Genomic DNA, 20,323 nt, shown 5'->3' with positions numbered 1-20,323 from the left:
GCGGATGGTACAGGTGCCGCGCAACCCCGCTTCGCGTAACCCCGTCTCGCGCCCCTCCGCCGGGCGCCTCGGGCCGGTGGCTCACCAACCGGGCAGCACGCCGTCTCGCGTTTCCCGACCCACCCCCGGGGCGCGCCAGGCTGCAGGCGGGCGGCCGTTCGCCGCACCCACGAAACCGGCGGCGGAGCACACCCCGGCCGGGCCGCAGGTTCGCATCAACCTGGGTCGGGTGTTCAAAGCCGAAGGCGGCAACTACTTTCTGCTGCTCGGCACCACCCTGTTCCTGGTCATTTTCGGTCTCGTCATGGTGCTGTCCTCGTCGTCGGTGGACTCCTTTCTGGCCGACATGGGCTTCTTCGGCGGGCTGCTGCGGCAGGGCATGTTCGCCCTGATCGGCATCCCGCTCATGCTCGTCGTCAGCCGCCTGCCGCTCGCCTTCTGGCAGCGCGTGGCCTGGCCGTCGCTCGTGATCACCTGTTTTCTGCAGTTTCTGGTCGTGGCGACCGGGCTCGGACGCGGCACCGGAGGCAATACCAACTGGCTGAACATCTTCGGGATCCAGTTCCAGCCGTCTGAGGGCATCAAGGTGGCCCTGGTCATTTGGCTCGGCGTGATCCTCTCAAAAAAACAGCACCAGCTCGACGACTGGAAGCACGTGTTCATCCCGGTGTTCGGGGTCGGCGGCAGCGCGGTGCTGCTCGTCATGATCGGCGGTGACCTCGGCACGGTGATGATCATGGCCGGCATCCTGTTCGGGGCGCTGTTCTTCGCCGGAGTCAAGCTGCGCCTGCTCGCTGTGCCACTGCTGATCGGGGTTGGCGGTGCCGTCGTGCTGGCCATCGCGAGCCCCAACCGGCTGACCCGCATCATGAGTTTTCTCAACGAGGGCTGCACCGAGCTGAGTGGGGAGATTTCGCAGAGCTGCTGGCAGCCCCTGCACGGCACCTGGGCGCTGGCCAACGGGGGAGTGCTCGGTGTGGGCCTTGGCAACTCCAAGGCCAAATGGTCGTGGCTGCCGGCTGCCGACAACGACTACATCTTCGCCATCATCGGCGAGGAACTCGGCCTGATCGGCTGCGTCGTAGTGCTCGGCATGTTCATCCTGCTGGCCTTCGCTTTCCTCCGCATCATGCGCACGGCAACGACCGTGCAGGCGAAGGTCTCGACCGCCGCCGCCATGGTTTGGATCATCGGCCAGGCCTTCGTCAACATCGGCGTCGTGCTCGGAGTGTTCCCCGTGCTCGGGGTGCCGCTGCCGCTCATCTCGGCCGGTGGTACCGCTCTGCTCACCACCCTCGTCGCGATCGGCATCGTACTGTCCTTTGCCCGCGGCGACCGTTCGAGCGAACCCCCCAACGACTTCATCGAGGCTGACCGGGCATGACCACGTACCTTTTGGCAGGCGGCGGAACCGCCGGCCACGTCAACCCCCTGCTCGCGGTCGCCGACCGCATCCGTGCGCGTGAAGCGGATGCCACGGTCCTCGTTCTCGGCACCAGTGAGGGTCTCGAGGCGCGCCTGGTGCCGGCCCGCGGCTATGAGCTCATCGTCGTACCCCGGGTTCCGTTTCCGCGCCGGCCGAACGCGGCCGCCGTACGTTTTCTGCCGCGCTTCGCCGCCGCGGTGAACGCCGTCGCGCAGGTTCTGCGCTCGCGTCACGTCGATGTGGTGGTCGGCTTCGGCGGTTACGTCTCGACGCCCGCCTACCTCGCCGCCCGGCGGGCCGGGGTGCCGATCGTCATCCACGAGGCCAACGCCAAGCCGGGGCTGGCCAACAAGCTCGGTGCCCGGCTGACCCGGCATGTCGGTGTCGCCTTCGACGGCACCCCCATTCGGCACGCCCGGTTCGTCGGCATGCCATTGCGGCCCGAAATCGAAGAACTCGACCGTTCGTCGACCCGCGATGCGGCGCTCGGGTTCTTCAATCTCAGTGTGCACCGACCCGTGTTGCTCGTCACCGGCGGCTCGCTCGGCGCACGCCGACTCAACGCCACCATGGTCGAGTGCGCCCCCGCTCTCGCCGCCGCCGGCTGGCAGGTGCTCCACATCACCGGCCTCAAAGCTGAGGTGGTCGACCCCGGTCTGCCCGACTATCACCTGGTCGCGTATTGCGACCGGATGGACCTCGCTCTCGCCGCAGCCGATTTTGCCGTGACCCGAGCGGGTGCGGCGACGGTCAGCGAACTGTGTGCGCTCGGCATCCCCGCCGTGTACGTGCCCTACCCGGTCGGCAACGGGGAGCAACGCTTCAATGCCTCGCCTGTGCTGGCAGCCGGAGGGGGCCTGCTGGTCGACGACGCCGACTTCGTGCCGGCCTGGGTTCAGGGTGAGCTGGTGACATTGTTGGGTGACCGGGCGAAGGTGGCGGCTATGGCGCGGGGAGCGGCATCCGTTGGTGTGCGCGACGGAACGGCCCGCATGCTCGACCTCGTTCACGGCGCCCTCGCGTCGCCGCGCGAGCGGCCGCACGCGTAACGTAGTGCCCGCACGACCTGTTTTATTGGCTGCACATTTACTAGCCGACATCTGTTGGCTGCAATCGAGAAGAGCGCACCACCGTGATCAAACCAGACCTCACCCTCACCATCCCCGACCAGCTCGGACGTGTGCACTTCGTGGGCATCGGCGGATCCGGTATGAGCGGCATCGCCCGCCTCTTTCTCAACCGTGGCTACACCGTCACCGGCTCTGACGCGAAGGAATCGCCCAACGTGCAGGCGCTGCGCGACCTCGGTGCCACCGTGTTCATCGGGCACGACGCGGCCAACGTCGGCGCGGCTGACACTCTCGTCGTCACCGGCGCCCTCTGGCAGGACAACCCCGAGTACGTGCTCGCGAATGAACGCGGACTTCCGGTGCTGCACCGCGCCCAGGCCCTGGCCTGGCTCATTCGGGACCAGCGCCTGGTAGCGGTGGCTGGCGCGCACGGCAAGACCACGTCGACCGGCATGATCGTCACCGGGCTGCTCGGCCTCGGCCAGGACCCGAGCTTCGTCAACGGCGGCGTGATCGAATCCCTCGGGGTCAGCTCCGCGGGCGGCGCCGACGACCTGTTTGTGGTCGAAGCAGACGAATCCGACGGCTCCTTTCTGCTGTACCACACAGCGGTTGCGCTGGTCACGAACGTCGACCCCGACCACCTCGACCACTACGGCTCGCTCGAAGCGTTCGAGGCCGCCTTCGTCGAATTCAGCCGCAAGGCGACCGAACTCGTCGTCATCTCCTCCGACGATGTCGGCGCTGTGCGGGTCACCGAGGCGATCACAGCAGCGGATGCCGCGGCCCGCGTGATCACGTTCGGCGAGCACCCGGATTCCACCGTTCGGGTGCACTCCATCACCACGACCGGGCCGGTGAGCTTCAGCGTCGCCTGGCAGGGCCAGGATTACAGCGCCACCCTGCGCATCCCCGGCAAGCACAACGCCATCAACGCGGCCGGAGCCTTCGCCGTGCTGGTCGGCCTCGGCTTCGACCCGGTGGCCAGCCTCGACTCCATCGCCGGATTCGGCGGCACCCAGCGTCGGTTCGAACTGCACGGCACGGTCGGCGGCGTCAGCGTCTACGACGACTACGCCCACCACCCGACCGAGGTCGCCGCAGCCCTCGCCGCGGCCCGTACAGTCGTGGGTGAGGGCCGCATCATCGCGGTGCACCAGCCGCACCTGTACAGCCGCACCCGGCTGTTCGCCCAGGAATTCGCCGACACCCTCGAGGCCTCGGCAGACCAGACCATCGTGCTCGCCGTCTACGGCGCCCGCGAAGACCCGGAGCCCGGCGTCACCGGTGCGCTCGTCTCGGAAAAGTTCCGCGACCCGTCCCACGTCGCCTACGTGCCCGACTGGCAGGATGCCGCCGACTACCTGGCCAGCATCGCCCGCGACGGTGATTTCGTCGTGACCCTCGGCTGCGGCGACGTCAACCGCATCGTGCCGCAGCTGCTCGCCGCCCTCGAAACGGTTCGCGGATGAGGCGACGGTGAGGCGGCCGGCCGGCTTCGACCGCCCGGCGCAGCCGCCGCCCGAGCCGGCCCGGCCGGCGATTTCGGCGGCAAAACGGGCCGCGACAGCGGCCGATAAAGCGGGAGCGAAGGCGCCGCGCACCAAGCCGACGCCCGAGCCGCGGCCCTCGCCTGACGCTTCTGCACCGACGGTGCGGCCGCCGAAGACGACGCAGCCCGGCGGGACGCAGCCCGGCGGGACGCAGCCCGGCGGGACGCAGCCCGGTACGACGAAGCCCGATGCGACGAAGCCCAAGCGCGCGCGCCGCGGCGGCGGCACCGACCCTGCCCGCACGCCGAGAGCCTTCGACCCCTCGGACACGACGACGGAACCGATCCTGCTCACCGGGGGAGGCGCATCCGCTTCGCCGATCACGGTTGTTCCCACGCCGACGCTGCGGCCGACTGCTTCTGCGGTACCGGCAGCGAGGGCCGAGCCGGCCACGAGAGCCGAGCCGGCCACGAAGGCGGAGCCGACGACACAGCGGTCCGGCGGCACGGCGGGCGCGCGAGCGGCCCGGTCGGTGCTGCGGGCGGCGCAGCGTACCCGTAAGCGATTCGAACGCGCCGAGGTGCGCCGGTTCACCGGGCGCGCCCGGCGGCGGCGCACCGCGTGGATCGTCGGTCTCAGCTCGATCGTGCTCGCCTTCGGCCTCATCATCGGTGCGGCCTACTCACCCCTGATGGCCCTGCGCACGATCGAGGTCGTCGGAACCAGCCGCATCCCGGCGACGGACGTCTCGGCCGCCCTCGCCGACCAACTCGGAACCCCGCTGCCGCTCATCGATGCCGACGTGGTCAAGGGTGCGCTGTCGCAGTTCACGCTCATCCAGAGTTACGTCACCGAGAGCCGCCCGCCCGGCACACTGGTGGTGCGCATCATCGAGCGGGTGCCCGTGGGGGTGCTGGCCGGCCCGACCGGATTCGACCTGGTCGATGCCGCCGGCGTTGTCATCGCGACAACGCCGGAACGCACCGTGGGGTACCCGCTGGTCGACGCGCCGGACGGCATCGACAGCGCGGGGTTCAAGGCCGCCGCTGCGGTGCTCGCCGTGCTGCCGGACAGCATCCGTGTTCAATTGGATTCGGTGACCGCCGTCACCACGGACGACGTCACCCTGAGCCTGCTTGGCGGGGAACGGGTGGTCTGGGGCAGCCCGGAGAAATCTGAGTACAAAGCGGTCGTGCTCGCGGCCCTGCTCATCGGTCACCCGGCCGGCACCGTCAATGAGTACGACGTCTCCTCACCCGACAGCGCCGTACTGCGTTAGTCGCGGCGACTGCGATGGCGCCCGCTTTCGGCAGCCGCTACCGGATTCGCGTAGCGGCTGCCATTCTGGGTGCGGTCACGATCAGTGCGGCAGAGATTCGGCGAGTTCTTCGCGACACGCGGGCGCGCCTCCCCAGCGACGCGCCGGGTCCGCATACTTTCGTAATCAGGAATTGCATACTCAGCATAACTTTAAACTTCGACTAGAGGTTTAGAGTTCCACCCGGAGGCCGGACGTGTCAAACAATCAAAATTATCTAGCCGTCATCAAGGTTGTCGGCATCGGCGGTGGTGGCGTCAACGCCGTCAACCGCATGATCGAACTTGGCCTCCGCGGTGTCGAGTTCATCGCCATCAATACGGATGCCCAGGCTCTGCTTATGAGCGACGCCGACGTCAAACTCGACGTCGGTCGCGACCTCACCCGCGGCCTCGGTGCCGGCGCAGACCCCGAAGTGGGTCGCCGCGCAGCCGAGGATCACGCCGAGGAGATCGAAGAGGCCCTTGCCGGGGCTGACATGGTCTTCGTTACCGCGGGAGAGGGTGGTGGAACCGGAACCGGTGGCGCCCCCGTCGTCGCCCGCATCGCCAAGTCGATCGGTGCTCTCACCATCGGTGTGGTCACCAAGCCCTTCGGCTTCGAGGGCAAGCGTCGCCAGGCGCAGGCCGAAACCGGTGTCGCTTCGCTCAAGAACGAGGTTGACACCCTCATCGTCGTGCCCAACGACCGTCTGCTCGAGATCAGCGACCGCGGCATCAGCATGCTCGAAGCCTTCGCGACCGCCGACCAGGTGCTTCTCGCCGGTGTGCAGGGCATCACCGACCTGATCACCACCCCCGGCCTGATCAACCTCGACTTCGCCGACGTCAAATCGGTCATGCAGGGCGCCGGATCGGCCCTCATGGGCATCGGCTCGGCTCGCGGGGCCGACCGGGCGATCAAGGCGGCCGAACTCGCCGTCGCGTCGCCCCTGCTCGAGGCATCGATCGACGGCGCTCACGGAGTGCTCCTGTCCATCCAGGGCGGATCCAACCTCGGTATCTTCGAAATCAACGACGCGGCTCGCCTCGTGCAAGAGGCTGTGCACCCCGAAGCCAACATCATCTTCGGTGCCGTCATCGACGACACCCTCGGTGATGAGGTGCGGGTCACGGTCATCGCCGCCGGCTTCGACGGCGGAGAGCCCGGTGCCAAGGCGGTCGAGGTGCGGCGCGCCGACCTCGTCGCGGCAGGCATCGCTGCCGGTGCCGGAACGGCGGCGGCCGGAGCATCCGCTGGCAGCGCTGCCGGAGCCCCGTCGACCGACTCGGGCAGCTATAGCGATGGCGAGCTCGCGGCTTCCGTTTGGGGTGGCTCGGACTCCGCCAGCGGCGTGACCGTAGCCGACCCGGCCTTTGAAGAAGAGGCTGACGACCTGGACATCCCTGATTTCCTCAAATAGGTCGACGTGTTTCAGTCCCGGGGCCGGCGCATCGCTGTCGGCCCTGGGATGCAGCGTTTTTGTCACCTGCACCGAAACCGACCTCACGAACAGAGCAGCTTGAGCATGGCACTTCCGCACGCGGACCCCGCAGAACCGGCACCGAGCAGCACAGCGCCGGGGGATCTGTCCACCCGCCTGGGCGCGGTCAGCGCCGGTATTCTCGACGCCGCCCGTGTGGCCGATCGCGACCCGGCCGGCATCACCACGATCGTCGTCACCAAGTTCCATCCGGTGTCCCTGATCGAGCAGCTCTACGCTCTCGGCGTGCGCAACGTGGGGGAGAACCGGCATCAGGAAGCGCAGGCCAAGGCTGCTGCCTTGGTCGATCTCGACCTCGTCTGGCACTTCGTTGGGCAGGTGCAGGGCAAAAAGGCGCGCCAGGTGCGGGCCTATGCCGACGTCATCCACTCGGTTGATCGTGCGTCCCTCGTCACCGCACTGGGGTCGGACGAGTCGAACGTCGACTGTTTCATCCAGGTCAATCTCACCGATGATGCCGCGCGCGGTGGCGTGCATCCGCTGGAGATTTCAGCCCTCGTCGACAACGTTCTCGCCACCCCCGGGCTGCGCCTGCTCGGCCTCATGGCCGTGGCTCCCATCGGTGCAGAGCCGCGCCGGGCCTTCGCCCGGGTGCGTGACCTCAGCGAACAGATTCGCACCCAGGCGCCGGCCGCCACCGCACTGTCCATGGGCATGAGCCAGGACTATGCGGCGGCCGTGCTCGAAGGGGCGACACACCTAAGAATTGGCACCGCAATCACCGGCAATCGTCCGGTGCTCGGTTAATCTCGAAGTAGCAAACCAACACGGAGGTCGACATGTCCAACCCGCTCAAGAAAACCATGGTCTACCTGGGTCTGGCAGACGAAGAGCTGGAGTACCAGGCGCCCGCCGGTACGTCCAACAACAACGGCTCCGCGAGTCACGCCGGTGCCAATCAGGCTGGTGCCAATCACGCTGGTGCCAATCACGTCAGTGCCGTCCCGGCACGCGGACACGACAGTGCCGCTCACTCCAGTGCGGCCCAGAACCATGCCGGGCGTGCGCCGGTGACCCCCCTGCGCAAGACTTCGACCCCCCAAGATGTGGCTGCGTCCGAAATGAATGAAATTCTCACGGTTCACCCGCGCGCCTACAAGGACGCCCAGGTCATCGCCGAATCCTTCCGCGAAGGCATCCCGGTCATCATCAACCTGTCGCAGATGAGCGACGGCGATGCTCGCCGCCTCATCGACTTCGCGAGCGGCCTGTCGCAGGGCCTGTACGGCAAGATCGAGCGCGTGACCGCCAAGGTCTTCCTGCTGTCGCCGTCCCACGTCGTCGTCTCCGGCGATAGCACCACCGAAGAGGGCGCTGAGGACAGCTCCTTCTTCGCGCAAGGCTAGACTTAAGTGTGACTGGTATACCGATCCTGGGAAATCTTCTCTATTTCCTGTTCTTCATGTACTTCCTCGTGCTGTGGGGTCGATTCATCATCGACCTCGTGCGTGGCGTCAACCGGGCCTGGCGTCCGCAGGGCGTCCTGCTCGTCGCGGTTGAGCTCGTCTACACCCTGACCGATCCGCCGGTTCGTTTCTTCCGACGCCTGATCCCGCCGCTTCGCATCGGGCCCATCGCGCTGGATTTCGGTTTCACGCTCACCATGCTGTGTACCATCGTCGGAATGTCTCTGGCGGGGTTACTGTAATCGTCCAACCGGGGCATGTATCCTTGTCGGATGACTGGTTGGCCCTGAGCCCGCAATCGCTCGTCGGCAGCCCGTAGTCAATTTCAATACTTGAGTCACTCATCGGCTCAAGTCAGTCAAATGTTCACAATAAATTCAAGTTTTGAGGGTGAAAAGCCATGGCGCTAACTCCGGAAGATGTAGTCAACAAAAGGTTCCAGTCGACCAAGTTCCGTGAGGGATACGACCAGGACGAGGTCGATGACTTTCTCGACGAGGTCGTCGTCGAACTGCGTCGCCTGACCAAGGAGAACGAGGAACTGCGTGCCCAGGTTGGTGGAGGCGCTGCTCCCGCAGCCGATTCCGCCCCGGTCGCCGCAGCTCCGTCCGAACCGGTCGTCGTCGAGCCCGTCGCCGCTCCGGTTGCGCCCGTTGCCGCGCTCACGCCGATCGACGAGACGGCCGGCACGACCAACCTGCTGCAGCTGGCTCGCCGCCTGCATGAAGAGCACGTCAAGGAAGGCGCCGAGAAGCGCGACGCCCTGATCGCCGAAGGCCACGCCACTGCGGCACGCGTCATCGCCGAAGCCGAGACCCAGCAGCGCATTCAGCTGCAGAAGCTCGACCAGGAGCGCTCCACGCTCGAAGGCAAGATCGACGAGCTTCGCACGTTCGAGCGCGAGTACCGCCTGAAGCTTAAGAGCTACATCGAGGGTCAGCTGCACGACCTCGACGCGAGCTCGGTGGGCTCCACGGCCGACACCAACGCGCCGAAGCCCAGCTTCCAGGGCTTTGGAGCCTAGGGCAGGAACGAAGAAGCGTTCGCGAGCGCTTATCGTTCTAGCCCTCGTCGCGCTGGGCATTTACGCCCTCGATCAGTACAGCAAGTACCTCGTCGTCGCCTCGATGACCGAGGGCTCTGTGATTCGGGTTCTGAACGACGTGCTGCAACTGCACTTCGTTCGGAACCCGGGCGCGGCGTTTTCGCTCGCGAGCGGATCCACCTGGATCTTCTCGATCATCGCTGCCGCCGTCGTGGTGTTCATTATCTGGTTCGCCCGGCGCATCCGCTCACTGGCCTGGGGCCTCGTTTTCGGCCTGCTGCTCGGCGGTGTGCTCGGCAACCTGACCGACCGACTGCTGCGCGAACCCGGCTTCGGCGTCGGGCACGTGGTCGACTTCATCTCGACTCCCTGGCTGCTGCCGGCGATCTACAACGTCGCCGACATGGCCATCGTGACCAGCATGATCATCTTCATGATCCTGACCATCCGCGGAATCGGCCTTGACGGCAACAAGGTCGTGGCCGTCAGCAAGACCGCCACAGCGACCGTGCCGGTGGCAACTGCCATGCCCCTCGAAACTCCTCCTCTCATAACGGATGCTGTGACCCCCGAAACGCGCACCAGCGAGATTGTCACGCCCGATTCGACGGCCCGCGACCGGCAGGTACCCGGCGCTGAGGCTCTGCCATGAACGGCCCCATCGACCTGACCAGCCCCCCGGAACGGCGATCACTGCCACTCCCGGACGGCTTGGAAGGCGTGCGGGTAGACGCCGGTCTGGCCAAACTGTTCGGCTTCTCGCGCAGCTTCGCCGCCGAGGTCTCCGAGGCCGGCGGCGTCGTGCTCGACGGCACCGTCGTCGGCAAATCCGATCGCCTGCGAGCCGGCAGCTGGATCGAAGTGACCTGGCAGCCCAAGCAGCCGCTGCGCGTCATTCCGATCGCTGTCCCTGATCTCACCGTCGTGCACGACGACGAGAGCATCATCGTCATCAACAAACCGGCCGGAGTGGCCGCCCATGCGAGCGTCGGGTGGACCGGCCCGACCGTGCCCGGCGCCCTGTTGGCTGCTGGCTTTCGCATCGCGACCTCGGGCGCAGCCGAACGTGCCGGCATCGTGCACCGGCTCGACGTGGGCACGAGCGGCCTCATGGTCGTCGCCAAGTCGGAGACGGCCTATACGGCGCTCAAGAAGGCTTTCCACGACCGCGAGGTCGAGAAGATTTATCACACCGTCGTGCAGGGCCACCCCGACCCGCTCACCGGCACCATCGATGCGCCGATCGGCCGCCACCCGCGGTCGGATTGGAAGTTCGCGGTCATGGCCGACGGTAAGCCTTCGATCACCCACTACGAGACCCTGGAAGCCTTCCCCTACGGTTCCCTGCTCGAGGTACACCTGGAGACGGGGCGCACCCACCAGATCCGGGTGCACATGACCGCCCAGCGGCATCCGTGCGTCGGCGACGCCATGTACGGCGCCGATCCGTCGATCACCGCCCGGCTCGGGCTGAAGCGGCAGTGGCTGCACGCCAAGCAGCTTGCCTTCACCCATCCGGACAGCCACGAATGGGTGACCTACAACGCCGACTACCCGGCCGACCTCACCCACGCCCTCGCGGTGCTGCGCGGAGACTGACCCGGGGCTCGCCCCTAACCGTTTCATCAACTCGTCGGAGTCATTGTGAGTAACCCGGTAACCGCCACCGACAATTTCGTGCACCTGCACGTGCACAGCGAATACTCCATGCTCGACGGAGCCGCCCGGGTGAAACCCCTGATCAAGGCCGCCGTCGAGCAGGGGATGCCGGCGGTGGCGATCACCGACCACGGCAACGTGTTCGGCGCCTTCGACTTCTGGAAGAGCGCGACCGACGCCGGCATCAAGCCGATCATCGGTACGGAGGCGTATATCACCCCCGGCACCGATCGCCGCGACAAAACCCGGGTGCGGTGGGGCACGAGCGGGCAGAACCGGGACGACGTCGGTGGCGCCGGCTCATACACCCACATGACGCTGCTCTCCGAGAACACCGCGGGCATGCACAACCTGTTCCGGCTGTCGTCGAAGGCGAGCCTTGAGGGCTACTACTTCAAACCGCGCATGGACCGCGAACTGCTCAGCCAGTATTCGAAGGGCCTGATCGGTACGACCGGCTGCGTCGGTGGCGAAGTGCAAACCCGGCTGCGCCTCGGCCAGTACGACGAGGCGAAGAAGGCCGCCGGGGACTTTCAGGACATCTTCGGCAAGGAGAATTTTTTCTGCGAGATCATGGACCACGGCATCGACATCGAACGCCGCACCATGACCGACCTGCTGAAACTGGCCAAGGAGCTCGACCTTCCGCTGCTGGCCAGCAACGACCTGCACTACACCCACGCCCACGACGCCACCGCCCATGCGGCGTTGCTGTGCGTGCAGTCGGCGTCGACCCTGGACGACCCGAACCGGTTCAAGTTCGACTCCAACGAGTTCTACCTGAAGACCGCGGCGCAGATGCGGCACCTGTTCCGCGACCACCCCGAATCCTGCGACAACACCCTGCTCATTGCCGAGCGCTGCGAGGTGGAATTCAACACCAAAGCCAACTACATGCCGCGCTTTCCTTGCCCGGAGGGTGAGAACGAGGAAAGCTGGTTCATCAAGGAAAACGAGATCGGGCTGGCCAAACGCTACCCGAAGGGCATCCCCGCCGATGTGCGCACGCGCGCCGACTACGAAATCGGCATCATCGTGCAGATGGGTTTCCCCGGCTACTTCCTCGTCGTCGCCGACTTCATCATGTGGTCGAAGCAGCAGGGTATCCGCGTCGGTCCCGGCCGTGGTTCGGGCGCCGGCTCCATGGTCGCCTACGCGATGGGTATCACCGACCTCGACCCGCTCGTGCACGGCCTCATCTTCGAACGGTTCCTCAACCCTGACCGCGTCTCGATGCCCGACTTCGACGTCGACTTCGACGAGCGTCGCCGCGGTGAGGTCATCAAGTACGTCACCGAGAAGTACGGCGAGGAACGCGTCGCCCAGATCGTCACCTACGGCACGATCAAGGCCAAGCAGGCACTGAAAGACGCCTCGCGTGTGCTCGGCTTTCCCTTCGGCATGGGCGACAAGCTCACCAAGGCCATGCCGCCGGCCATCATGGGAAAGGACGTGCCCCTCACCGGCATGTTCGACAAGGACCACCCGCGCTACCGTGAAGCGGCCGACTTTCGCGCCGTCATCGAGAGCGACCCCGAAGCCCGAACCGTGTTCGACACCGCCCTCGGCCTGGAAAACCTGAAACGTCAGTGGGGCGTGCACGCCGCCGGTGTGATCATGTCGAGCGACCCTTTGATCGACATCATCCCCATCATGAAGCGTGAAGCGGATGGCCAGGTCGTCACGCAATTCGACTACCCGGCCTCCGAGGCCCTCGGACTGATCAAGATGGACTTTTTGGGGCTGCGCAACCTCACCATCATCGACGACACCCTCGACAACATTGCGGTGAACCGCGGTCACCGGCCCGTACTCGAAGACCTCGGCCTGGAAGATCCCGCCGCCTATGAACTGCTTGCTCGCGGCGACACGCTCGGCGTGTTCCAGCTCGACGGCGGCCCGATGCGAGCCCTGCTGCGGCTCATGAAGCCCGACAACTTCGAAGACATCTCGGCCGTCATCGCCCTATACCGTCCCGGGCCCATGGGTGCCAACTCGCACACGAACTATGCGCTGCGCAAGACCGGTGTGCAGGAGATCATTCCCATTCACCAGGAGCTCGAAGAGCCCCTCAAAGACGTCATCGGCACCACCTACGGCCTGATCGTGTACCAGGAGCAGGTTATGTCGATTGCTCAGGTGCTCGCCGGCTTCACGCTCGGTGAAGCAGACCTGCTGCGCCGCGCCATGGGTAAGAAGAAGAAGTCGGAGCTGGACAAGCAGTTCGAGGGTTTCTCGAAGGGCATGCAGGACCGCGGCTACTCCATGGACGCCGTCACCACGGTCTGGAACATTCTCTTGCCGTTCTCCGACTACGCCTTCAATAAGGCGCACTCGGCCGCCTACGGGGTTCTCTCCTACTGGACCGCCTACCTGAAAGCGGTGTACCCGGCCGAGTATATGGCCGCGCTGCTCACGAGCGTCGGTGACTCCCGCGACAAGCTCGCGCTCTACCTCAACGAGTGCCGCCGCATGGGCATCCAGGTGCTGGCGCCCGACGTGAACGAGTCAATCGGGTTCTTCGCGGCGGTGGGCACCGACATCCGCTTCGGTCTCGGTGCCGTGCGTAACGTCGGCTTCAACGTGGTCGAGGCCATTCGCGGCGCACGCGAGGAGAAGGGCCGATTCGAGTCGTTCCACGACTTTCTGCGCAAGGTGCCGTTGCCGGTCGCCAACAAGCGCACCATCGAATCGCTCGTCAAGGCCGGGGCCTTCGACTCGCTCGGCGCCACCCGGCGCGGCATGGTTGAGATTCACGAATCCGCCGTCGAGTCGGCCGTGAAGATCAAACGGGAAGAGAGCAACGGCAATATCGGGTTCGACTTCGACAGCCTGTTCGACGAACCGCAGGACACCGAGCAGGTGCCGGACCGACCGGAGTGGAGCAAGAAAGAGAAACTCGCCTACGAACGCGACATGCTCGGGCTGTACGTGTCCGACCATCCGCTTGCCGGGCTGGAGATTCCGCTCGCCAAGCATGCCAGCACCACCATCGCGGACCTGATCGCGTCGGAATCGACCGAAGACGGCGACACGGTCACCGTGGCCGGCCTGATCACGAGCGTGCAGCACCGCATCGCCAAGAAGTCCGGTAACCAATACGGCATGATCCAGGTTGAGGACTTCGGCGGGGAGATCACCGCCATGTTCATGGGCAAGGCCTACCTCGAGTTCGCGCCGGAGCTGATCAGCGACTCGGTCGTGGTCGTGCGCGGCCGCGTCAGCCTGCGCGACGACGGAATGAACCTGCATGCGTTCAGTGTGTTCCAGCCCGAGCTCGGGCAGGGCTCTGACCAGAGCATGGTCTCGATCACGGTGGGGGAGGCCAGGGCGACCACCGACACGGTGAGTGCGCTCGGCGAGATCCTCAAGCGCCACGCCGGCGAGGCCGAGGTGCGCCTCAAACTGGTCAAGAACGATGTGGCGCGGGTATTCGAGCTGCCGTACCGGGTGAAGGTGAGCGCCGACCTGTTCGGCGAGCTCAAAAGCATCCTCGGCCCCAACTGCCTCACCTAATTCTTCAGCCCTGGCCGCAGATTACTGACAGGACTCCCGCCTAGGCTGGAAGCATGCACAAGCGAGAGCCGATCTACCAGGTCGCCATCGGGGCCGGTCGCGCCCTGTTCGGCGTGCTCCGGGTGCGCCCGGCCGTGACCGGTCTCGAACGCCTGCCGGTCTCAGGCGGCGCCGTGCTCGCCATCACCCACTTCGGCTATCTCGACTTCGCCCTGGTCGAGTGGGTCACCTGGCGGCACAACCGGCGGCACATCCGTTTCATGGCCAAGAAGGGTGCCTTCGACCAGCCACTGGTCGGACCCCTGCTGCGCGGCATGAAACACATCTCGGTCGACATGGACAGCGGTCACGAAGCCTACGCCCAGGCCGTGACGGCCCTGGTCAGCGGTGAACTGCTCGGTGTGTTCCCCGAGGGCGGCGTCAACGCCTCGTTCACCGTGCGCGAACTCAAGTCGGGCGCGGTGCGCATGGCGCAGGCCGCGAACGTACCGATCATCCCGGTCGCCGTGTGGGGCGGGCACCGGCTGATGACCAAGAACCACCGGTCGCGTCTGCGGGAGCGCATGGGCGTGCCGGTCAGCATCCGTTTTGGTGAGCCCATCCGAGCGGATGCCGCTGCCGCCGTGGACGACGTCGCTGCGGCCACGCTGAGGCTGCACGACACCCTGCAGCGCCTCGTCGACGCGGTGCAGACGGAGTACCCGGTGCCGGGCGCCGGCCAGTGGTGGCAACCCGCGCACCTCGGCGGCACCGCGCCGACCCCCGAACAGGCTGCGATCGCCGAAGCCGAGCGTCGCCGCCGCAAGGCTGCCGCGAAGTCGGCTGCGGAGAAGTAGCCTCGCGGCTCAACGTGGCCCGCACCCTGGGCGCCGACCGCAGCGAGCTGCCACTTTTGGCCCCTTGACGGCCCGCCAAGGGGCCGAAGTTGGCACCTCGGTGCGCCCGAGACGAGTTAGACGGCGAAGCCCGGTACCCGGTAGGTGCGCTCGTGGTAGAGCAGTGCCTCATCGTCGGTGCCCATGCCGCCGCCCTCGATCTGCACGACGACCACGGCGTTGTTGTGCACCGACACCCGTTCCACGATGCGGCCGATCATCCAGCTGGTGACGCCGTGCAACACCGGGAGCCCGTAGGGTCCCGGCTGCCAGTGCTCGCCGACGAATCGGTCGGCGTGCGGGCCGGCGAGTTTCTCGGCGACGCGGCGATTGTGGGCACCGAGCATGTGGATGACCACGCGGTCGGCGGCGGCGATCGCCGTCCAGGAACTCGCCGACCTGGCCATGTTGAACGTGGCGAGGGGGGGAACCGCGGACAGTGACGCCAGGGAGGTGGCCGTGAAGCCGACCGGGGTGCCATCGGGCGCGAGGGTCGTTATCGCCGCGACGCCGGCGGCATGGCGGCGAAACGCGTGCTTGAACGCGGCCAGGTCGTCGGGAGCGTTGGGATCGGCGTCGAGCCGGGGCGCTGCGGGCAGGGCGATCGCGGGCCCGGTCGCGACGGCGGGCACAGGCAATACGGGCACAGCGGTGACGGCGGGCACGGGGGTTACGGAGGGTTCAACGTTGCTTTGCATACTCAACCAACAATCTCTTTCAGCATCAGCCTATTCCCGCGCGCGGATTGTGACGCGGGTTCACGGATAGGCTGGGGCACGATGATTCAGACTATTGACCTTCGCGGGAGCGAGCCGACACCGGCCGAGCTTCTGGCTTCCGTTCCGCGCGCCCTGACCAGCGTCGCCGTCGCCTCCGATATCGCGGCCGAGCTCATCGCCGACGTGCGTGAGCGCGGCGGAGTGGCCCTGCTCGACCAGGCCGAGCGCCTCGACCGGGTGCGCCCCGGACAGGTGCGAGTACCCGCGAGCCACATCATCGACGCGGTCGCCGCACTCGACCCGGCCGTGCGCACCGCGATCACCGAGACCATCCGCCGGGTGCGCCTGGCCAGCGCGGCGCAGGTGCCCGCGCACGTGACCACCACGATCGAAGCCGGGGCCACCGTCACCCAGCGCTGGCAGCCGGTGAATCGGGTCGGCCTCTACGTTCCCGGCGGCAAGGCCGTCTACCCCTCGAGCGTCGTCATGAACGTCGTGCCGGCTCAGGTCTCCGGGGTGCGGTCGATCGCGCTCGCCTCGCCGCCTCAGAGCCACTTTGACGGTCGCGTGCACCCCACCATCCTCGCCGTCGCCGGTCTGCTCGGTGTCGACGAGATCTACGCGATGGGCGGCGCCGGAGCCATCGGCGCCCTCGCCTACGGTGTCGACGATATCGGCCTCGAGCCGGTGCAGATCGTCACCGGCCCCGGTAACGTCTACGTCGCCGCCGCCAAACGACTCATTCGAGGGCAGGCCGGCATCGATTCCGAGGCCGGTCCCACCGACATCCTCGTGATAGCGGATGCTGACGCCGACCCGCTGCTGATCGCCGCCGACCTGGTCAGCCAGGCCGAGCACGACGAACTCGCCGCCGCCGTGCTGGTGACGGATTCACCCGAACTCGCCGACGCCGTCGCGGCGCGACTGGTCGTGCTGGCGGCATCCACTACCCACAGCGAACGGGTGAGTGTGGCTCTGCGCGGACGCCAGTCGGCGATCGTACTCGTCGACAACCTGCAGGTCGCGGCCGCGTTCAGCAATGCCTTCGGGCCGGAGCACCTCGAGATTCAGACGAGCGATCCCGACGCGGTGCTCGAAACGATCGAGAACGCCGGGGCCATCTTCCTCGGGCCGTATTCTCCGGTGAGCCTCGGCGACTATGTCGCCGGTTCCAACCACGTGCTTCCCACCGGGGGACAGGCCCGGTTCTCCTCCGGCCTCGGCGCCTACACCTTTCTGCGACCGCAGCAGGTCGTGCGCTACAGTCGCGAGGCGTTGCAGGGTGTCGCCGGCCACATTGCCGCCCTCTCCAACGCCGAGGCCCTGCCGGCGCACGGCGACGCCGTCACGGCCCGGTTCGCCGCCGACCGCTAGGCTGGCAGCACCATGTTCTGCCCGTTCTGTCGCCATCCAGATTCCCGAGTCGTCGACTCGCGTACGAGCGACGACGGACTGTCCATTCGCCGCCGTCGGCAGTGCCCCGAATGCGGGCGCCGGTTCAGCACTACCGAAACGGCGAGCCTGAACATCATCAAGCGCAGCGGCGTGGTCGAACCGTTCAGCCGCGAGAAGATCGTCTCCGGCGTGCGCAAGGCCTGCCAGGGGCGGCCCGTCACCGACTCCGATCTGGCCATGCTGGCCCAGAAGGTCGAGGAAACCATCCGCCAGACCGGTGCTTCCCAGGTCGACGCCAACGACATCGGCCTGGCCATCCTGCCGCCGCTGCGTGACCTCGATGAGGTCGCCTACCTGCGGTTCGCGAGCGTCTACCAGGGCTTCGATTCCCTCGACGATTTCGAGAGCGCCATCACCCAGCTGCGCACCGAGCACAGCAATCGTTCCAAGACCCGCACGACCGCGGATGCCGCTTCGGCCGGCACCATTCCCACCGCCACCAGCACCCCGAAAGCGTAGGCGTAGGGCCCGATGTATCCGCTGTTCTTCAAGCTCGTGCTCACCCGGATCGATCCGGAGCGCGCCCACCACCTCGCCTTCACCGTCATTCGGCTGCTGCCGACTCTGGGACTCGGGCGTCTCGTGCACCGGTTCACCCGCCCTCGCACCGACCTCAGCGTGAACACCCTCGGCCTGCATTTCTCGTCGCCGTTTGGCGTCGCGGCCGGTTTCGATAAGGACGGCGAGGCCGTGCTCGGCCTCGGCCAGTTGGGTTTCGGTCATGTCGAGGTGGGCACGCTCACCGCGCTGGCCCAGCCCGGTAACCCCACCCCGCGTTTGTTTCGCTTCGTGGCCGACCGCGCGGTCGTCAATCGCATGGGCTTCAACAACCACGGGGCCGACGCCGCTGTCGCCCGGCTGACCCGGGTGCGCACCGTGGCCGGACGCCCGGTGCTCGGCATCAATATCGGCAAGAGCCGCGTCACCGCCGTCGAGAACGCCACGGCCGACTACCTGCGCAGCGCGCAGATCCTTGCCCCCGTGGCCGACTACCTCGTGGTCAACGTGAGTTCACCCAACACCCCAGGCCTGCGTGGACTACAGGAACTCGACCAGCTCGCACCGCTGCTGACCGCGGTCAAGGGCGCCGCCGGCGCCACCCCGTTGCTCGTGAAGATCGCCCCCGACCTCGAGGATGTGGAAGTTACACGCATCGCGGCTCTCGCCGTTGAGCTCGGCCTCGACGGCATCATCGCCACCAACACCACTCTTTCGCGCAGCGGCCTGAAAACGGATGCCGCCACCGTCGCCGCCGCCGGAGCCGGCGGCTTGTCCGGCGCCCCGCTGCACGCCCGGTCGCTCGCCGTTCTGCAGCAGATTCGCGCCGTCGTGCCCGCTGAATTCTGCGTCATCTCTGTCGGCGGTGTGGACACGGCCGAGCAGGTGGCCGAACGTCTCGCGGCGGGAGCCACCCTCGTGCAGGGCTATACGGCATTCCTCTACCGTGGTCCGCTCTGGGCTCGCCAAATCAATCGCGGGCTCGACCGTCTGCGCTCCGCCCGCTGACGAATCCGGCCACGAGCCACCGGGCTGCAGGCCGGCCGAGCTGCGCATGCCGTCAGCGGAGGGTTCCCTCCCATTCTGGACATCCGTTCGAAACAAAGTCGAACTGGAACCGATACATGCCACGCCTAAACTGCCACTTCCGGGCCCGTCGTACGGCTCGACAGCATCCGCAGACCGGCGGTTCACCCCCCACAGCAGCTGCATCCCCGCAGCGCCGTGCACGCACGAGAGGAATCCCGCAATGACACCATCCAGAGGCTTGTTCAGTCGTCGATCGGCGACCCGGGTGGTGCGCGGCGTCGCTATCGCAGCCGTCCTGACGCTCTCCCTGGCCGCGTGCGCGGGCAGCGACACGGAAGAGGCCGGGGCAAACGAAGCCGCATCATTCGGGGATGCGAGCGTTCAGTTCAGCTGGATCAAAAACGCCGAGTTCATGGGCGAATACCTCGCCGACGAGAACGGATACTTCACCGAGGCCGGCTTCGACTCCGTCGACATGATCGAAGGGCCCGCCTCGATCGAAGCTGCGGTCATCTCGGGCAACGTCGACATGGGTATCGGCAACGCAATCTCGACCGGCACCATCATCGCCAATGAGGGTGCCCCGTTGAAGATCATCGGTGCGACCTACCAGAAGAACCCTTTCACCATTCTTTCGCTGGCCGATAAGGGCAACATCGCGGCCCTCGACGATCTGAAGGGCAAGACCATCGGCGTGCAGGCCAGCAACCTCAGCCTCTGGGAGGCCTTCCTCGAGATCAACGACATCGATGAGGACTCACTGACCACCCTTCCGGTGCAGTACGACCCGACCCCACTGTTCAACGGGGAGGTCGACGGCTGGTTCTCCTACCTCACCAATGAATCCATCGACGCGGAACTGCTCGGACTCGACCCGGTCAACCTGCCGCTGGCCGACTTCGGCCTGCCCTTCGTGGCCGAGACCCTCACGGTCACCGACGACGCGATCGAAAACGACCGGGATAAGCTCAAGGCCCTGCTGGTGGCCGAGATTCGCGGGTGGACCGACGCGATCAACGACCCCGAAGCCGCCGCCAAACTCACGGTTGACACCTACGGGCCCACCTTCGACCTCACGATCGAGAAGGAGACCCGCCAGGCCGAGATCCAGTCCGTCGATCTCGTCGTGAGCGCAGACACACTCGCCAACGGACTGTTCTCGATCAGCTCCGAGCTGCAGCAGCAGAGCATCGACACGCTCGCAGCGACCGGCCTCACGATCACGGCCAGCCAGCTGTTCGACATGACCCTGCTCGACGAGGTCTATGCCGAAAACCCCGACCTGCTCGCCTACAGCAAGTAGCAGCGGATGCCCGGCCGGAACCTAAACT

General features: G+C 66.5%; 18 protein-coding genes. 17 read left to right on the top strand and 1 reads right to left on the bottom strand.

The features are described 5' to 3' along the window. Positions 1-4 precede the first annotated feature (4 nt). The 13 genes from ftsW to E3O25_RS07625 all read left to right on the top strand — a co-directional run bounded on the left by ftsW (position 5) and on the right by E3O25_RS07625 (position 15,252). Positions 5-1,384: a putative lipid II flippase FtsW gene (gene ftsW / locus E3O25_RS07685; RefSeq protein WP_092110067.1), complete on the top strand. Its 1,380-nt coding sequence runs from the start codon at positions 5-7 to the stop codon at positions 1,382-1,384. Then, positions 1,381-2,475 carry a glycosyltransferase gene (locus E3O25_RS07680; protein ID WP_092110065.1) on the top strand — a complete coding sequence of 365 codons (1,095 nt, stop codon included), beginning with the start codon at positions 1,381-1,383 and terminating at the stop codon, positions 2,473-2,475. The genes ftsW and E3O25_RS07680 overlap by 4 nt, the downstream gene beginning before the upstream one ends. Positions 2,476-2,558: 83 nt before the next feature. Continuing rightward, on the top strand, positions 2,559-3,968 hold the full coding sequence (gene murC / locus E3O25_RS07675) for a UDP-N-acetylmuramate--L-alanine ligase (protein WP_092110063.1): 1,410 nt from the start codon (positions 2,559-2,561) through the stop codon (positions 3,966-3,968). A gap of 7 nt (positions 3,969-3,975) precedes the next feature. After that, on the top strand, positions 3,976-5,268 hold the full coding sequence (locus E3O25_RS07670; RefSeq protein ID WP_134360861.1) for an FtsQ-type POTRA domain-containing protein: 1,293 nt from the start codon (positions 3,976-3,978) through the stop codon (positions 5,266-5,268). 235 nt (positions 5,269-5,503) lie between these two features. After that, complete coding sequence (ftsZ, locus tag E3O25_RS07665) at positions 5,504-6,709, top strand: cell division protein FtsZ (protein ID WP_092110059.1); 1,206 nt, start codon at positions 5,504-5,506, stop codon at positions 6,707-6,709. A gap of 105 nt (positions 6,710-6,814) precedes the next feature. Then, positions 6,815-7,537, top strand: coding sequence for a YggS family pyridoxal phosphate-dependent enzyme (locus E3O25_RS07660; protein WP_092110057.1), 723 nt, complete (start codon positions 6,815-6,817; stop codon positions 7,535-7,537). Between the two features lie 32 nt (positions 7,538-7,569). Next, the gene (locus E3O25_RS07655) at positions 7,570-8,136 is read left to right on the top strand and encodes a cell division protein SepF (protein ID WP_092110055.1); all 567 of its coding nucleotides are present in this window, start codon (positions 7,570-7,572) and stop codon (positions 8,134-8,136) included. A gap of 8 nt (positions 8,137-8,144) precedes the next feature. Further along, positions 8,145-8,438, top strand: a complete 294-nt coding sequence (locus E3O25_RS07650; protein ID WP_134360860.1) for a YggT family protein — start codon at positions 8,145-8,147, stop codon at positions 8,436-8,438. A 158-nt stretch (positions 8,439-8,596) separates the two neighbouring features. After that, positions 8,597-9,220 (top strand): DivIVA domain-containing protein, encoded by a 624-nt coding sequence (locus tag E3O25_RS07645; protein ID WP_092110053.1) that lies wholly within the window; start codon positions 8,597-8,599, stop codon positions 9,218-9,220. After that, positions 9,210-9,893 (top strand): signal peptidase II, encoded by a 684-nt coding sequence (gene lspA / locus E3O25_RS07640; protein WP_092110051.1) that lies wholly within the window; start codon positions 9,210-9,212, stop codon positions 9,891-9,893. Before E3O25_RS07645 ends, lspA begins: the two co-directional genes overlap by 11 nt. Next, positions 9,890-10,840 (top strand): RluA family pseudouridine synthase, encoded by a 951-nt coding sequence (locus E3O25_RS07635; protein WP_092110049.1) that lies wholly within the window; start codon positions 9,890-9,892, stop codon positions 10,838-10,840. The genes lspA and E3O25_RS07635 overlap by 4 nt, the downstream gene beginning before the upstream one ends. Before the next feature lie 108 nt (positions 10,841-10,948). After that, complete coding sequence (gene dnaE, locus E3O25_RS07630) at positions 10,949-14,416, top strand: DNA polymerase III subunit alpha (protein WP_092110225.1); 3,468 nt, start codon at positions 10,949-10,951, stop codon at positions 14,414-14,416. A gap of 53 nt (positions 14,417-14,469) precedes the next feature. Further along, positions 14,470-15,252: a 1-acyl-sn-glycerol-3-phosphate acyltransferase gene (locus tag E3O25_RS07625; protein WP_092110047.1), complete on the top strand. Its 783-nt coding sequence runs from the start codon at positions 14,470-14,472 to the stop codon at positions 15,250-15,252. A 116-nt stretch (positions 15,253-15,368) separates the two neighbouring features. On the opposite strand, the gene E3O25_RS07620 is transcribed toward E3O25_RS07625, so the two are convergent. Next, positions 15,369-15,989, bottom strand: a complete 621-nt coding sequence (locus E3O25_RS07620) for a flavin reductase family protein (RefSeq protein WP_134360859.1) — start codon at positions 15,987-15,989, stop codon at positions 15,369-15,371. An 81-nt stretch (positions 15,990-16,070) separates the two neighbouring features. Here E3O25_RS07620 and hisD point away from each other — a divergent pair, with 81 nt between their 5' ends. The 4 genes from hisD to E3O25_RS07600 all read left to right on the top strand — a co-directional run bounded on the left by hisD (position 16,071) and on the right by E3O25_RS07600 (position 20,295). Beyond that, positions 16,071-17,384, top strand: a complete 1,314-nt coding sequence (gene hisD, locus E3O25_RS07615) for a histidinol dehydrogenase (protein WP_134360858.1) — start codon at positions 16,071-16,073, stop codon at positions 17,382-17,384. 12 nt (positions 17,385-17,396) lie between these two features. Further along, positions 17,397-17,924, top strand: coding sequence for a transcriptional regulator NrdR (gene nrdR / locus E3O25_RS07610; protein ID WP_092110042.1), 528 nt, complete (start codon positions 17,397-17,399; stop codon positions 17,922-17,924). A gap of 12 nt (positions 17,925-17,936) precedes the next feature. Further along, positions 17,937-18,971: a quinone-dependent dihydroorotate dehydrogenase gene (locus E3O25_RS07605; RefSeq protein WP_134360857.1), complete on the top strand. Its 1,035-nt coding sequence runs from the start codon at positions 17,937-17,939 to the stop codon at positions 18,969-18,971. A 241-nt stretch (positions 18,972-19,212) separates the two neighbouring features. Further along, positions 19,213-20,295 (top strand): ABC transporter substrate-binding protein, encoded by a 1,083-nt coding sequence (locus E3O25_RS07600; protein WP_092110038.1) that lies wholly within the window; start codon positions 19,213-19,215, stop codon positions 20,293-20,295. The last annotated feature ends 28 nt before the right edge of the window (positions 20,296-20,323 follow it).

It is taken from the genome of Cryobacterium sp. TMT1-3 (assembly GCF_004402315.1).
Lineage (GTDB): Bacteria > Actinomycetota > Actinomycetes > Actinomycetales > Microbacteriaceae > Cryobacterium > Cryobacterium luteum.
This window is presented reverse-complemented; position numbering and strand designations above follow the sequence as displayed.

Coding starts and splice junctions, on each gene's coding strand:
- ftsW (WP_092110067.1), top strand. CDS start 5: ATGGTACAGGTGCCGCGCAACCCCGCTTCGCGTAACCCCGTCTCGCGC.
- E3O25_RS07680 (WP_092110065.1), top strand. CDS start 1,381: ATGACCACGTACCTTTTGGCAGGCGGCGGAACCGCCGGCCACGTCAAC.
- E3O25_RS07660 (WP_092110057.1), top strand. CDS start 6,815: ATGGCACTTCCGCACGCGGACCCCGCAGAACCGGCACCGAGCAGCACA.
- E3O25_RS07655 (WP_092110055.1), top strand. CDS start 7,570: ATGTCCAACCCGCTCAAGAAAACCATGGTCTACCTGGGTCTGGCAGAC.
- E3O25_RS07645 (WP_092110053.1), top strand. CDS start 8,597: ATGGCGCTAACTCCGGAAGATGTAGTCAACAAAAGGTTCCAGTCGACC.
- E3O25_RS07635 (WP_092110049.1), top strand. CDS start 9,890: ATGAACGGCCCCATCGACCTGACCAGCCCCCCGGAACGGCGATCACTG.
- dnaE (WP_092110225.1), top strand. CDS start 10,949: ATGCTCGACGGAGCCGCCCGGGTGAAACCCCTGATCAAGGCCGCCGTC.
- E3O25_RS07625 (WP_092110047.1), top strand. CDS start 14,470: ATGCACAAGCGAGAGCCGATCTACCAGGTCGCCATCGGGGCCGGTCGC.
- E3O25_RS07620 (WP_134360859.1), bottom strand. CDS start 15,989: ATGCAAAGCAACGTTGAACCCTCCGTAACCCCCGTGCCCGCCGTCACC.
- hisD (WP_134360858.1), top strand. CDS start 16,071: ATGATTCAGACTATTGACCTTCGCGGGAGCGAGCCGACACCGGCCGAG.
- nrdR (WP_092110042.1), top strand. CDS start 17,397: ATGTTCTGCCCGTTCTGTCGCCATCCAGATTCCCGAGTCGTCGACTCG.
- E3O25_RS07605 (WP_134360857.1), top strand. CDS start 17,937: ATGTATCCGCTGTTCTTCAAGCTCGTGCTCACCCGGATCGATCCGGAG.
- E3O25_RS07600 (WP_092110038.1), top strand. CDS start 19,213: ATGACACCATCCAGAGGCTTGTTCAGTCGTCGATCGGCGACCCGGGTG.